Annotated in this window: 10 protein-coding genes; 7 read left to right on the top strand and 3 right to left on the bottom strand. The window is 65.4% G+C overall.

What is annotated here, in order from left to right; all coding sequences use genetic code 11:
* Positions 1-42 precede the first annotated feature (42 nt).
* From LRH25_RS05995 to LRH25_RS05985, 3 genes are all read right to left on the bottom strand, one after another.
* Positions 43-1,059 (bottom strand): sulfate ABC transporter substrate-binding protein, encoded by a 1,017-nt coding sequence (locus LRH25_RS05995; protein WP_141288363.1) that lies wholly within the window; start codon positions 1,057-1,059, stop codon positions 43-45.
* A gap of 201 nt (positions 1,060-1,260) precedes the next feature.
* Positions 1,261-1,479 carry a TOBE domain-containing protein gene (locus LRH25_RS05990; RefSeq protein WP_141288364.1) on the bottom strand — a complete coding sequence of 73 codons (219 nt, stop codon included), beginning with the start codon at positions 1,477-1,479 and terminating at the stop codon, positions 1,261-1,263.
* Positions 1,480-1,534: 55 nt separating this feature from the next.
* Complete coding sequence (locus LRH25_RS05985; protein WP_141288365.1) at positions 1,535-1,822, bottom strand: hypothetical protein; 288 nt, start codon at positions 1,820-1,822, stop codon at positions 1,535-1,537.
* A gap of 212 nt (positions 1,823-2,034) precedes the next feature.
* Here LRH25_RS05985 and LRH25_RS05980 point away from each other — a divergent pair, with 212 nt between their 5' ends.
* The 7 genes from LRH25_RS05980 to LRH25_RS05950 all read left to right on the top strand — a co-directional run bounded on the left by LRH25_RS05980 (position 2,035) and on the right by LRH25_RS05950 (position 13,834).
* Positions 2,035-3,672, top strand: a complete 1,638-nt coding sequence (locus LRH25_RS05980) for a sensor histidine kinase (protein WP_231010475.1) — start codon at positions 2,035-2,037, stop codon at positions 3,670-3,672.
* The gene (locus tag LRH25_RS05975) at positions 3,669-4,397 is read left to right on the top strand and encodes a response regulator (protein WP_141289625.1); all 729 of its coding nucleotides are present in this window, start codon (positions 3,669-3,671) and stop codon (positions 4,395-4,397) included. Before LRH25_RS05980 ends, LRH25_RS05975 begins: the two co-directional genes overlap by 4 nt.
* A 587-nt stretch (positions 4,398-4,984) precedes the next feature.
* Entirely contained in the window at positions 4,985-5,650 is a 666-nt protein-coding gene (locus tag LRH25_RS05970; protein ID WP_141289624.1) for a PIN domain-containing protein, read from the top strand.
* A gap of 32 nt (positions 5,651-5,682) precedes the next feature.
* A complete protein-coding gene (locus LRH25_RS05965; RefSeq protein WP_141289623.1) occupies positions 5,683-7,887 on the top strand; it encodes an NACHT domain-containing protein in 2,205 nt (734 codons plus the stop codon).
* A gap of 462 nt (positions 7,888-8,349) precedes the next feature.
* On the top strand, positions 8,350-10,281 hold the full coding sequence (locus tag LRH25_RS05960; RefSeq protein WP_231010474.1) for a potassium transporter Kup: 1,932 nt from the start codon (positions 8,350-8,352) through the stop codon (positions 10,279-10,281).
* Between the two features lie 416 nt (positions 10,282-10,697).
* Positions 10,698-11,270 carry a methylamine utilization protein gene (locus tag LRH25_RS05955; protein ID WP_375140612.1) on the top strand — a complete coding sequence of 191 codons (573 nt, stop codon included), beginning with the start codon at positions 10,698-10,700 and terminating at the stop codon, positions 11,268-11,270.
* Entirely contained in the window at positions 11,267-13,834 is a 2,568-nt protein-coding gene (locus tag LRH25_RS05950; protein ID WP_231010472.1) for a bifunctional diguanylate cyclase/phosphodiesterase, read from the top strand. Before LRH25_RS05955 ends, LRH25_RS05950 begins: the two co-directional genes overlap by 4 nt.
* Positions 13,835-13,840 lie beyond the last annotated feature (6 nt).

The raw sequence follows: 13,840 nt of genomic DNA, 5'->3' as shown, positions 1-13,840 counted from the left end.
GGAGGCCGGGCACCCGCGCGCAGCGGTGCCCGGCCGCAGTCATCACTTGTTGACGTAGATGCTGTCGAACACGCCACCGTCGTTGAAGTGCGTCTTCTGGGTCTTGGCCCAGCCACCGAAGGTGTCGTCGATGGTGAACAGCTTCACGGCCGGGAACAACTTGGTGAATTGCGCGGCAGCCTTAGCGTCGACCGGGCGGTAGTAGTTTTCGCCCGCAATCTTCTGGCCTTCGGGCGAATACAGGTACTCGACATAGGCCTGGGCCACGGCACGCGTGCCGTGCTTGTCGACCACCTTGTCGACCATGGTCACCGGCGGCTCGGCCAGGATGCTGACCGAGGGCACGACGATCTCGAACTTGTCCGGGCCCAGTTCCTTGACGGCCAGGAAGGCTTCGTTTTCCCAGGCGATCAGCACGTCGCCGATCCCGCGTTCGACGAAGGTGGTGGTCGCGCCGCGGGCGCCGGAGTCCAGCACCGGCACGTTCTTGAACAGCGCGGTGACGAAGTCCTTGGCCTTGGCGTCATTGCCGCCCGGCTTCTTCAGCGCGTAGCCCCAGGCCGCCAGGTAGTTCCAGCGGGCGCCGCCAGAGGTCTTGGGATTGGGGGTGATCACTGCGACGCCGGGCTTGACCAGGTCGTCCCAGTCCTTCACGCCCTTGGGGTTGCCCTTGCGCACCAGGAACACGATGGTCGAGGTGTAGGGCGAGCTGTTGTGCGTCAGGCGCTTTTGCCAGTCGGGCGGAATCAGCTTGGCCTTCTCGCCGATCTCGTCGATGTCATAGGCCAGCGCCAGCGTGACGACGTCGGCCTCCAGGCCGTCGATCACCGAGCGGGCCTGCTTGCCGGAGCCGCCGTGCGACTGCTTGACCGTCACGGTGTCGCCGGTCTTGGTCTTCCAGTAGGCGGCGAAGGCCTTGTTGTAGTCCTGGTAGAGCTCGCGGGTGGGGTCGTAGGAGACGTTCAGCAGCGTGACGTCCTTGGCAATGGCGGCGGCGCCGGTCAGGGCGAGCAGCGCGGCGGCGGCAAACTGGGCAATCGTGGTACGGCGGGACGGCATCGGAGGTTCCTCGGGGCGTTGTTGCAATCTGGAACCAGATGCTAGAAATCGCGCATCGAACGAGGAACGAATCAAAACGAGCTTTCTTATTCGATTTGTGCGGGGCAAGCGGCCTTGGCCAATGAAAAACGGGCGGCTCATGGCCGCCCGTGGGATGTGGCAACAGGCCTCGCCAGGTTGGCGCGCCCGGGGCCGATAGGGTCAGAGGGTCGCGATGGACACCTCGGTCGACTTGACCAGCGCGACCACGTCGCGGCCCACGCGCAGGCCCAGCTCGTGCACCGAGCGGGTCGTGATGACCGAAGTCACGACCAGGCCGGACGGCATTTCCACGTCGACCTCCGAGACCACCGGGCCCTCGATGATTTCCTTGACCCGGCCACGGAACTGGTTGCGCGCGTTGACAGCGAGGATGCTCATGGTGATTGCCTTTTCTAATGACAGCGTTGAGTTCGGATGGGAGTTCGGGAGACCGTCAGGCCGCAATGCGGAAGCTGCAGGCTTCGTCGGGCTGCAACTGGGCCAGCGCCTTGGGCACATGCACCTGCAGCGCCACGCGATGGCCGAAGGCGTCTTCGACCCAGGTGCAGCCGTGGGCCAGCAGCTCGGCCGCCAGGCGGCCCGGCTCGACCCGGTAGCCCGCCACGCGCAGCTGCTGGGTGCAGGCCAGCAGGGCCGACACGTCGCGCGCTTCCAGCGCTTGGCGCAGGGCCTGGCCGGTGACGGGCAGCTCGACCGGAGCGTTGGCGATGTGGCTTGTCATGGCAGGTCTCCTGCGTGATGGAATGCCTTGATCATGGGCGCCGCCCTGGCTTGCGTGAACGAAGGCTTTCAGCTATCCATAGCCTGCCACCGCATAAAAGACCGGCTGCAAACACGTTCAGCGTGTTTCAACCCGTGTCCCGGCTGGGCGCGCCAGCAGGCAGCTGCTGATGCGATGCGCCAAGCGCGCGTGCTAGCGTCCGGTGCATGAACATGGCCCGCGTGCCTTCCGAAGCCTCCGTGGCGCCCGCTGCTGCGCAGCCGCATGGCTTGCGGCTGCTGATGCGGCCGCATCCGGCATGGGGGCTGCTGATCTGGGGCCTGGCCGCGGGCCTGATGGCCTGGCTGGACGGCCATGTCGACCTGGCCGGGCTGGCCATGCTGCCGGTGCTGGCCGCCGCGCTGGCCGCGCTGTGCCTGCCGCTGGGCGTGTCGCTGGCGCTCAGCGCGCTGGCGGTGCTGGCCTTCAACTGGTGGTTCGTGCCGCCGCGCGGCAGCTTCCAGGTCGACCTGCGCCACCACGCCTTGCTGCTGGGCGCGATGCTGCTGGTCAACTGGATCGTCACCTGGCTGATGGTGGCGCAGCGCCGGCTGGCCGCGCAGCTGGCCCGCCAGGCCCGCCATGCACACCAGCTGCGCGAGTTGGGCGAGGCGCTGCGCGCGGTGGACGATCCGCTCGAACATGCCGGCCTGCTGTTCAGCCACCTGGCGCGCGAATTCCAGGGCGCGCCGGTGCTGATGCTGCTGCAGCAGCCCAAGCTGCCGGCGACCGATCTGCCCGAGGCCGTGCGCTGGTTCGGCGAGCCCGACGACGACACGCGCGTCGGCCTGTGGCTGTGCCTGCGCCAGTCGCGGGCGATGGGGCCGGGTACCGGCCGGCATGAAGAGCTGCGCCAGTGGCTGCTGCCGCTGCGCGGCCGGCATGGCGCGCGTGGTGCGGTCTCGCTGCCGCTGGACGAGAATTGGCTCAATGCGCTGGCCCAGGCCGTCGGCACCGGCGACAGCCCGGCGCTGCCCGAGGCCATGCGCGCCCATGCGCAGGCCTTGTGCGACCAGATGGGCGCGGCGCTCGAACACGCCCAGGCCGCGCGCCTGACCACGCAGGCGCGCCAGCTGGCCCAGGAGCACGCCACCCGCAATGCCTTGCTGGCGGCAATCTCGCACGACTACCGCACGCCGCTGGCCACCATGCTCGGCGCCGCCTCGTCGCTGCAGGACCAGGGCGACCGCCTCTCCGCCGCGCAGCGCCGCACGCTGCTGGCCACCGTGATCGACGAGATCGGCCGGCTCGGCGAGTTGACCGAGAACACCTTGCAGTTGGCCCGCCTCAGCTCGCCTGGCGTACAGCTGCGGCTGGACTGGGAATCGGCCGAAGACATCGTGGGTGCCGCGATGCGCCGCGCCGGCCAGCGCCATCCGCAAGGTGCGCTGCGCGCCCGCGTCGAGCCGGGGCTGCCGCTGCTGCGCTGCGACGCGCTGCTGTTGGCCCAGCTGCTGGACAACCTGATCGCCAACGCGCTGAAGTACGGCGGCGACAGCCCGGTCGAACTGCTGGCCCGCGCCCAGCCCGGCCACTGGGTGCTGGCCGTGCGGGACCGCGGCCCCGGCGTGCCGCCCGAGTGGCGCCAGCGCATCTTCGACGTCTTCCAGCGCGGCCCGGTGGACCTGGCCGCCACCGAGCGCGGTGGCCGCAGCGGTGCGGGCGTGGGCCTGGCCGTCTGCCGCGCCATTGCCGAGGCCCACGGCGGCATGCTGCGCCTGCGCGCCCGCGGCCACGGCGGCAGCAGCTTCGAATGCTGGCTGCCGCTGGGCGAGGCCGCGCCCGAGCCCGCCAAGGAGGCCACCGCATGACCCTCAGAGTGCTGCTCGTGGAAGACGACAGGGAGCTGCGCGCCACGCTGAGAAGCGCACTCGACATCGAAGGCTACGAAGTCTTCACCGCCGCCAGCCTGGCCGAAGCCCAGGCGCTGACCACCCACCTGGCCGACGCCGTGCGCCCGGCCGGTTTCGATCTGGTGCTGCTGGACCTGGGCCTGCCCGACGGCGAGGGCCAGCAACTGCTCGGCATGCTGCGACGCAAGCACAGCCTGCCGGTGCTGGTCATCTCCGCCGCGCAGGACGACGGCCAGAAGATCCGCCTGCTGGACGCCGGTGCCGACGACTACCTCGTCAAGCCCTTTGCCGTTGGCGAGCTGCTGGCCCGCATGCGCGTCACGCTGCGCCACCGCGGCACGCGCATCGACGCCGCCTTGACCCACTACCGCAACGGCGGCCCCATGGGCCTGGAAATCGACCTCGGCACCCGCAGCGTCAAGGTCCGTAACGAAGCCTGCCACCTGACCCCCACCGAGTTCAAGCTGCTCGCCCGTCTGGTCCGCAGCGCCGGCCAGGTCGTCACCCACCGCCAACTGCTCAGCGACGTCTGGGGCCCCGACCAGACCGAACAAACCCACTACCTGCGCCTCTACATGGCCCAGCTGCGCGCCAAGCTGGAGAGCCAGCCGGCGAATCCGCGCTGGCTGCTGACGGAGCCGGGGGTGGGTTATCGGTTGGTGGAGGCCGAGGCCGAGGGTTGAAACACGCGGCCAGCGGCGTCGGCTCGCCTTGGCTTGTCGGTTTACACCCAAGGCGAAACCGGCGGGTCGGCCGTTCAAAGATTTTGCGGCGCATGTCTCACGACGCCCTGAACTGCCTTCTCACTGGACGTGAAGCTTTGGCGTGGCGCAGCTTCCTTTCTGGCGGTAGACCCCAAATTGCTCGAATAGGTTGCGCACTGAGGGCGCTTGTGGAACGCACCGTGGATTCACCTGAAGCCGACCTTGGCTCCCATTGGCTCCCGCCCTGAGCGGCAGCTTCCGGGCCACAGTTGCGAACTGGCGCTCCCGGCTAGGAGCGGCTGTTTGCGAGGGACTACTGGTAAAGCGATGCACGGCGCACCGTCAAGCAGAGCTCTCGATGCTTGTCACACGCCGTAGTCGCCCTTCCCGCGTGCGGATCTCGTGTGCCGCCTCCATCTTGCGTGCTGCTTCTGACCTGTACCGTGACATGCAGAGTGAGCCCGTAGATTGCGATGCTCGAGAACTGGTGCGCAGCAACCTCCCGGCATTGCGCCCATGAGGGTCAGTCACGAGTACGATCCTGCCAGAAACAAGGAGATCGCCCGATGGAAACGGACGAAAGGCAGGCGGCAACAGCGCGAACCGGATTTCAGAAAGTTTCTGCTTTCGTTGACTGGAACTCCCAGATTCATATCAGCGGTGACAAGAAGCAGCGAGACCCAATGGCGACTGCTGAAATGGTTCTCAAGAAGACTACGACGCGTATCGCAAGATGCCTTGGAGGTATCGACCCTGGCGGACGCTTTAGAGTCCAGCTGCGCCTCTATCATGGGTGGCACAAGGGCTTTCAGCCAACAGCAAATCGAATTGCGATCACCACAGTACTTGCCTCAAAGAATTTCGCAGATTTATCGCCGCTTCGGAACGTTGTATTTGACTCGAACGTAGCTTACGGCGACTGCTTGCTTCATGCACTTTCGATCAGACTACACGCGAGGCTCGGGATTCATCTCCCGAATACACTCCAGACCCAGCACGGTGAGTTGACCGAGAAAATGGTCGATACCGCCCTTGCTGCCGACGTTGTTTCGAATGCAGCTTCTCAGACGGATGAATGGATCGTGGTCGTTGCTGAAGACGACGATTTGGTCCCGCCTGTGTTTACAGCAGAGGCCCTGCTGGCAAGATATTCATCCAAAGTATTGATGCTGCAGAGTCGCAATCGCTCAGAAAACTTTTTGAAACTTCAACATATTATGGTGAAAATGTGATTCCAACAAAAGCGTCTTTAGCGTACGATCTGTTGCCATTCGTCGATATTGGAACTCCTTCACCAAAGATATCGGAGAAGACGGAGGGCCTCACTGCCAATTTTGTCCGAGATGGTCGAGAGATAAAATTGCAAATTGACAATGGCACAGGGAAAGTGGTTTTCACCAAAAAGGGCTTCCCCGCTAAAGGATTTACGTCCTTCGCCAATATGCTCGCGTCGGATGATTTTGCAAACTTAAAGAAGTGGGCTAAATCTCAGGCTGAACTGTTAGGGAGGGCGGCCGCTGCGGAAAGACGCCTCTTGCCCTTTAATGCTCGCAATCACAAGAACGCACGTTTTGAGGGTGTGGAGCAGGTCAATGCCCTATTCAATTCTCAGCCACGGCCAGCGGACGCGGCTGAGGTCATTTTGATTGACGGCCCGGCTGGCATCGGTAAAACAAAGTTGGTTGAGCAACTGGCGCTACTCCGCGCCGAAGCCTACGCTGCTTCACCAACATCGCTGATCTTGCATGTACGCAGTCGTGGCCGTGTCCTCTCGAACTTGCAGGATTTGATGGCATTTAGCCTGCAGACGCTTCGCTCGAACACAACTTACGACCAAATTCCGATTCTGCTGAAGCATGGGCTTATCGTAGTGGCCATCGATGGATTCGACGAGCTGGGCGACCCAAATGGATATGAGTTGGCTTGGTCGCAGGTCAATGATTTGATTTCAGCCGCCCGCGGCAGGGGAGTGGTCTTACTTTCCGGACGCGACACCTTTCTAGGTAGGGATCGTCTCTTTCGCGACGTGCAATCGTTGCGTCAAGACCGCGACGTTGTGATCAGTTTGACTGTTGAGGCGTCCACCCCTGATCAAGCCCGGGAATGGTTGAAGTCAAGGGGCTGGACTGATGTTCACTTTAAGATTCCCGCAGTTGCGTCGCTGTTGGATGATGGGTCATTCGCGCTTCGACCAGTTTTTCTGAATTTGATGGCGGCGAATCTGGAGCCGAAGCGTCTCCGTGAGGAAAGTGACAGTTTCCTGACCCCACTGCTCGTTAAGCATATGCTTGAGAGAGAGGCAAAGCTATTTGGCGATGCAGTCGAGAAAATTGTTAGCCGCGATTCGCTCGAGGATTTTCTCCTTCGCTACTTGATTGAAGTGGCGCGTGAAATGGCGGACGGCCAATCTGAATCTCTTGATGAAACAACGCTTTCGTGGATAGTTGAAATAGCCCTGGGCGACGGTTACCCTGAAGAGGTCGTTCGGCTGATCCGAAATCGAGCCAGTGTAGTCGCTGCGCTCAAACCGGACTTAAGGGCGGGCTACAAGGGATTTGTTCACTCGCATATTCAGAACTACTTTTTGTCGCTAGCAACTCTTGAGGCTGTAGGTAAAGGCGAGGTGCCGAAGTTCTTGAAGCGAAACGTTCTTGGCTCGGAAATGGTAGCCGTTTTTGGCGACGTCGCGGCAAAGGCGGCCGGTACTCCGCAGTCAAAAGCCTTCCTCACCCATGGATTGACAATGGCAAGCTTGTATGGTGGAGTGGATAGGGCGTCTCGCAACGTAGGGGCGCTTCTGATGTCGACCCTCGCGTTATTGAGTGATGGTGAAGTTTTACGGGATTCTGATATTGATGAGACAGTAGTTCGCGGAACGGCCAGCAAGGTGACGCTGTCCAAGGTATCAATCCATCAACTCGATTGCAGAGCGGCAGACCTTGGCAGTGTTCTATTCGATGACTGCAAGATCGCCAATCTAATCGCAAATGACGGTACGCGTCTTTCGCCATCGTTCCCGATTCCGCGGCTTATAGCGTTAGAGGGAGGCGCAGACCTCGTTGAATCTGATCAGATCGATGAATGGTTAACCCGACATGGCCGAAATGCAACTGCTACGGTCGTCAACGGGTTGGCGTCGCCTGCGCTCTCAGAGCATCCATTGTTCAAATTGCTTGGAAGTGCCTGCCGGGTTCGGCAATATTGGTTGCGTCTAGGAGATGACGTTCAGGCGGAAAAGATTCTTAGAAGTAAGTATTGGGACGAATTGGCGGCCGAGCTTCGCGGCTGTAATCTCCTTCGCGAGGAGGTCCGCCAAGCCGCAGGGGCGAAGTCGAAGTTTACGCACATACGAATGCGGGAGAAGATTCTTGCGGAGGATCCGTCAGACCCAGATGTTGTCAAGCTGTTTGAAAATTTAAACGCCCGCGTCACCGCCTTGGCCGGCGGTGGGCAGTTACGGGTGAGTTGACCGAACGATACCGCTTAGGAGCCACCAACGAATGCTTTCGTGCCTGTCCGGCTGTCATCTTTGCGGCGACTCAATCAGGTCTCGTCGGGGTCGAAAGCGCCTGTGCGCCTCCAAAGGCAGCAGACCTCCGATCGGTCCTGGCCCCGGAGCTTCCTGAACTGCGGCTTGGATGGTCGCTGCGCGCTCCGCACGGACGTTGATGTCGCCGGCATCGGCTCAACCCAGTGTCTGGTTTGCGGCCGGCAGCGTGACCCGATCCCCAGCAGTCAATGACAGTCACCGCTGCAAAGCGTTCTGCCAATGAGCGAGCGGGCAAGCCTGGGCGCTGCGCTTTGTTTGGGCCATGGGCCGTTTTCGACACGTCACGCGCCGCGGCGGTGCTGACGGCGCTTTGACGAGTCCTTATGTGTTCCTGATGTAAAGCCCACCACCATCGCGGCATCCTGTTTCCAGGGCCGTCTGATGACCGCTGCCGCTTTACCCCGTTCTTCTTCCTCCGCCACTTCTGGCTTTGCCCCGCCCCAGGGCCAGCCGCGCGGGCGCGCGCTGGCGGGGCTCACGCTGGCTGCCGTGGGTGTGGTCTATGGCGACATCGGCACCAGCCCGCTGTACACCGTCAAGGAAGTGTTTGGCGCGGGTGGCGTGCCGCTGACTTCGGCCAACCTGGTGGGCGCGGTGTCGGCCATCCTGTGGGCGCTGATGCTGGTGGTCACGCTGAAGTACGTGGTGCTGATCCTGCGGGCCGACAACCGCGGCGAGGGCGGCGGGCTGGCGCTGACGGCGCTGGCCGGGCGGGCGGTGGCGCACAAGCCGGCGCTGCGCCGCGTCCTGCTGCTGCTGGGCGTGTTCGGCGCCACGCTGTTTTATGGCGACAGCGTCATCACCCCGGCGATCTCGGTGCTGGGCGCGGTGGAGGGGCTGGAGGTGGCCACGCCGCTGTTGAAGCCCTATGTGCTGCCGGTGTCGCTGGCGGTGCTGGCGGCGCTGTTCCTGGTGCAGCGCTTCGGCACGCAGCAGGTGGGCCGGGTGTTCGGGCCCATCATCCTGGTCTGGTTCCTGGCGCTGGCCTGGACCGGCGTGCAGCAGATTGCGCAGCAACCGGCCATCCTGGCTGCGCTGGACCCGCGCCAGGCCTGGACCTTCCTGGCCGGCCGCGGCTGGCATGTGCTGGCGGCGCTGGGTGCCATCGTGCTGGCGCTGACTGGCGCCGAGGCGCTGTATGCCGACATGGGCCATTTCGGGCGCAAGCCGATCCAGCTGGCCTGGTCGCTGCTGGTGATGCCTTCGCTGGCGCTGAACTACCTGGGCCAGGGCGCGCTGCTGATGCGCCAGCCCGAGGCCATCGACAACCCGTTTTTCCGCCTGTTCCCTGCGACCTGGATCGCCCCTGCGGTGCTGCTGGCCACGCTGGCCGCCATCATTGCCTCGCAGGCGGTGATCTCCGGCGCGTTCTCGATGACCAAGCAGGCCATCCAGCTCGGCTTTCTGCCGCGCATGGTGGTGCGCAACACCTCCGCCAGCGAGGCCGGCCAGATCTACCTGCCGGCAGTCAACTGGGCGCTGCTGGCGGCGGTCTTCGCGGCGGTGCTGTGGTTCGGCAGTTCTTCGGCGCTGGCCGGTGCCTATGGCATGGCTGTCACATTGACGATGATGATCACCACGGTGCTGACCTACTTCGTGATCTGCGATGGCTGGCGCCTGCCGCGCTGGCTGGCGCTGGGCGCGACGGCATTTTTCATGTTGTTCGACGCGGCGCTGGTCGCCGGCTGCGCGGTCAAGCTGTTCGACGGCGGCTGGTTCCCGCTGGCGCTGGGTGGGCTGCTGTTCATCGTCATGAGCACCTGGGCCCGCGGCCGGGCGCTGCTGCTGGACAACATCCGCGATGAAGGCCTGGCGCTGCAACCCTTCATCGAGTCGCTGCAGGACCCGAGCATCACGCGCGTCTCACGCACCGCGATCTACCCTGTCGCCAACCCCGACACCGTGCCGCAGGCGCTGCTGCACAACCTCAAGCACAACCAAGTGCTGCATGAGCGCAACGTGATTTTGACGGTGGTGTTCCACGAGGTGCCGGCGCTGCCGGACAGCGAGCGGGTGCGGGTGGCCGAACTGGCGCCCGGCTTCTGGCGCGTGACGCTGAATTTCGGTTTCCTCGACGTGCCGGACGTGCCCAAGGCGCTGGCCTTGTGCGACGCCCAGGGCCTGCGCATTCCCGTCTTCGAGACCAGCTTCTTCCTCAGCCGGGAGACCGTGGTGACCGCGCCGGGCCTGGGCCTGCGCGGCTGGCGCCGCCGCCTGTTCGCGGCGATGAACCGCAACGCGACCGGCGTGGTGGCTTTTTTCCGGCTGCCGGACAACGCGGTGGTGGAGTTGGGCACCCGCGTCCAGATTTAAGGCAATGCTGAACAAGTCCTGTGTGCCGCGCTGGCGAGAGAACAGGCCGGATCGTAGGCGCGACGCGAAGGTCGGGCTCTCTGCCCGAAGCCGAGCGGCGCAACGACCGAGGCGGCCCGTTATCTCGCCAGCCCTCCGGGGCGGTTCAGGTGGGCGCCAGGCGTCGTTGCGAACCTTGCCCAGGCACAAGCCTGGGCGGCGGCTCGCGCCTAGCCTGGCATCCCGCCTGAATCCGCCGCGGCGCACAGGACTTGTTCAGCATTGCCTTAGACCCCCTCAAGTTCCGACCCAGCTCAGCCGAAATCGGGATGTGATGCCCCCGGCTCGTCCACTGCGGCGTGTGGGGGGCCCGGTGAACGCTGTTGGGCGATGGGGTTGGTGGCATGTCGGTGCGCGGGCTTGGCTGGTTGATGGGAATGGTGCTGTGGCCCGTGTTGGCCGCGGCAGGTCCCGTCACGGTGCAGGTGAGTGGCGCCAAAGGCCAGCCGCTGGCCGACGCGGTGCTGATGCTGGAGCCCGTGGGCGCCAAGGCGGCGGTCAAGCCGGCCGCGCATGCCGAAGTTGGCCAGGAAGGGCGGCAGTTCGTGCCGCTGGTGTCGGTGGTGACGGTGGGCACGCCGGTCAACTTCCCGAACCGCGACCGGGTGCAGCACCATGTGTACTCCTTTTCGCCGGCCAAGAAATTCGAGATCAAGCTCTACCACGGCAAGCCGAGTGAGCCCATCGTGTTCGACCAGCCCGGCATTGTCGTGCTGGGCTGCAACATCCACGACACCATGGTCGGCTGGGTGCTGGTGGTGGACACGCCCTGGCACGGCAAGACCGCGGCGAGCGGCCAGCTCGCGCTTGGCGAGGTGCCAGCGGGCAGCTACCGGCTGCGCGCCTGGCATCCGGACCTGGCGCCTGGCGCGCCCTTGCCCGAGCAGGCCGTGACCGTGGGCGCCGGCCCAGAAGCGCTGACCGTGCGCCTGGATGCGGGGCTGAAGTGAAACGCCGCAACCTCTTCAACGGCCTGGCGGGGCGCATCGTCACGCTCTTCCTCGGCCTGTTGCTGGTGGTCCAGCTGGCGGCTTTCCTGACGGTTCGCGAAAGCATCGACCGCAACGCGCGCAGGATGCTGGGCGACCAGCTGCAGCTGGGCGAGCGGGTGCTGGGCCGGCTGCTGGACCAGAACGCGCAGGGCTTGCGCCAGGGCGCCACCTTGCTGGCGGCCGACTTCGGCTTTCGCGCCGCAGTCCAGTCCGGGGACGCGGAGACGGTGCGCTCGGCGCTGGAAAACCAGGCTGCGCGGATTGGCGCCAGCGTCTCGGCGCTGCTGGATGTGAACGGCGGCTTGGTGGCGGTCAGTTCTCAAGAAATCGCCCGGCCGTCCCCGATTTTCCTTGACCCGCAGGGGAGGCCCGACGCGCAGCGGCAGGTCCTGGGGCGCTCGTCCGATGCGGAGGGTCTGGATCCGGTGCTCCTTGCGCTGGCGGCGGAGCGCAGGCAATCCGGGGGCGAACAAGCGCCGCTGCGCCTTGTGCACGGCCAGGCCATGCAATTCGTGGTGGTGCCGATGAAGGCCCCGCTGCTGATCGGCTGGGTGGTGATGGGGTTTCCGCTGCAGAACGCGCTGGCGCAGGACCTGCACGCGCTCTCCGGCCTGGACATGGTGCTGTTCAGCCAGACTGCTGGCCAGGCGCCGCACCTGGCCCTGGGCACCACCGCGGTTGGCCGAGTGGCGGCCATGGTGGACGCGGGGCCTGGCATGTCCGAAGGTGAGCTGGACGGCATCTCGGTGCTTCGGTTGCGGGTGGACCTGCTGCCGGCCAGCGCACCGGGCGGTGGCCGCGGCAGCCTGCATGCGGTGCTGTTCCGCTCGATCGACGAGGCCGTGGCGCCTTTTCGCCGGCTGCAGGCCTCGATGGCCCTGATCACCGTGCTGGCCGTTTCCATCTTCGGCGTGGGCAGCGTGCTGACCGCGCGCCGCGTCACGCAGCCGGTGCGCCAGCTGCTGCGCGCCAGCGAACGCCTGGGCGCGGGTGACTTCCAGACCCCCGTGCCGCAGACCGGCCGCGACGACGAGCTGGGCGAACTGGCCCAGGCCTTCGACGGCATGCGCACCGGCCTGGCCGCCCGCACAGAGGAAATCCGCCTGCTGGCCTATTGGGACCGGTTGACCGGCCTGCCCAACCGTGCCCAGTTCGAGGACCTGCTGCGGCGCGAGCTGCAGCCCGGCCGCCCGGTGGCGCTGCTGATGCTGAACCTGGACCGGCTGGAGCAGGTCAACCAGGTGCTGGGCCGGGCCCGTGGCGACCGGCTGCTGCAGACTGCTGCCGAGCGGTTGCGCGGCGTGGCGCGGCGCCTGAGCGAGCTGCCGGCATCGATCGACGGCTTCGTTGCGCGCCTGGCGGGCGACGAGTTTGCGTTGCTGCTGCCCGGGGCCAGCCCGGCCCGCGCCCAATGGGTGGCGCAAAGCGTGGTGCGCAGCTTCGAGCGGCCGGTGCAGCTGGACGACAGCGTGGTCGACCTGTCGGCCGGCATCGGCATTGCCTGCTTCCCCGAGCATGCCGAGCACGCCGACCAGCTGATGGGCCGGGCGCTGCTGGCAATGACGGAAGCCAAGCGCCGCATGGCCGGCTGCCTGGTGTACGACCCTTCCATCGACGCTGGCAGCGCGCAGACGCTGTCGCTGCTGGGCGAGCTTCGCCATGCGCTGCGCCACGGCGAGCTGCGCCTGTTCCTGCAGCCCAAGCTGCGGCTGGCCGACGGCAGCCTGATCGGTGCCGAGGCGTTGGTGCGCTGGCAGCACCCCACGCGCGGCCTGGTGCCGCCGAACCAGTTCATCCCGTTTGCCGAGGAAACCGGCTTCATCCACGAGCTCACGCTGTGGGTGGTCGACGAGGCTGCCCGCGTCTGGGCCCAGCACCGCGCGCAGGGCCTGGAATTGCGGCTGTCGGTCAACCTTTCGGCGCACGACCTGATGAAGGCCGACCTGGTCGCCCGCATCGACGCCCGCCTGCGCCACCACGACGTGCCGCCTTCGGCGCTGTGCCTGGAGATCACCGAAAGCGCGATCGCCTCCGACCCCCAGCGCGCGCTGCAGACGCTGCATGCGCTCAAGACCAGCGGCTACAAGCTCTCCATCGACGACTTCGGCGCCGGCTACACCTCGCTGGGCCAGCTGATCGACCTGCCGGTCAACGAGCTGAAGATCGACATGCTGTTCGTGCGCACCATGGACACCAACGCCGACAAGGCCTCGATGGTGCGTTTCATCATCGGCCTGGCGCACGACTGCCGGCTCACCGTGGTGGCGGAAGGCGTCGAGAACCCGGCCATCCTGGCCCAGCTCAGCGCGCTGGGTTGCGACGAGGCGCAGGGGTATCACATCAGCAAACCGTTGCCGTCGGGCGAACTGGTGGACTGGGTGCGCGGCCGCTGGCCTGGGCTGGTTTCACCGCCGGCCACGGCGCCCGTCGAGGACCTGGGTGCCGACGCGGCCCCCAAGCTGCCCAAAGCCTGGCGCAACAGCGCCAACGACACGCCGGTGCCGGCCGAACACAGCGCCTGAGCGGGC

It is taken from the genome of Ideonella azotifigens (assembly GCF_021043325.1).
Classification (GTDB): domain Bacteria; phylum Pseudomonadota; class Gammaproteobacteria; order Burkholderiales; family Burkholderiaceae_C; genus Ideonella; species Ideonella azotifigens.
This window is presented reverse-complemented; position numbering and strand designations above follow the sequence as displayed.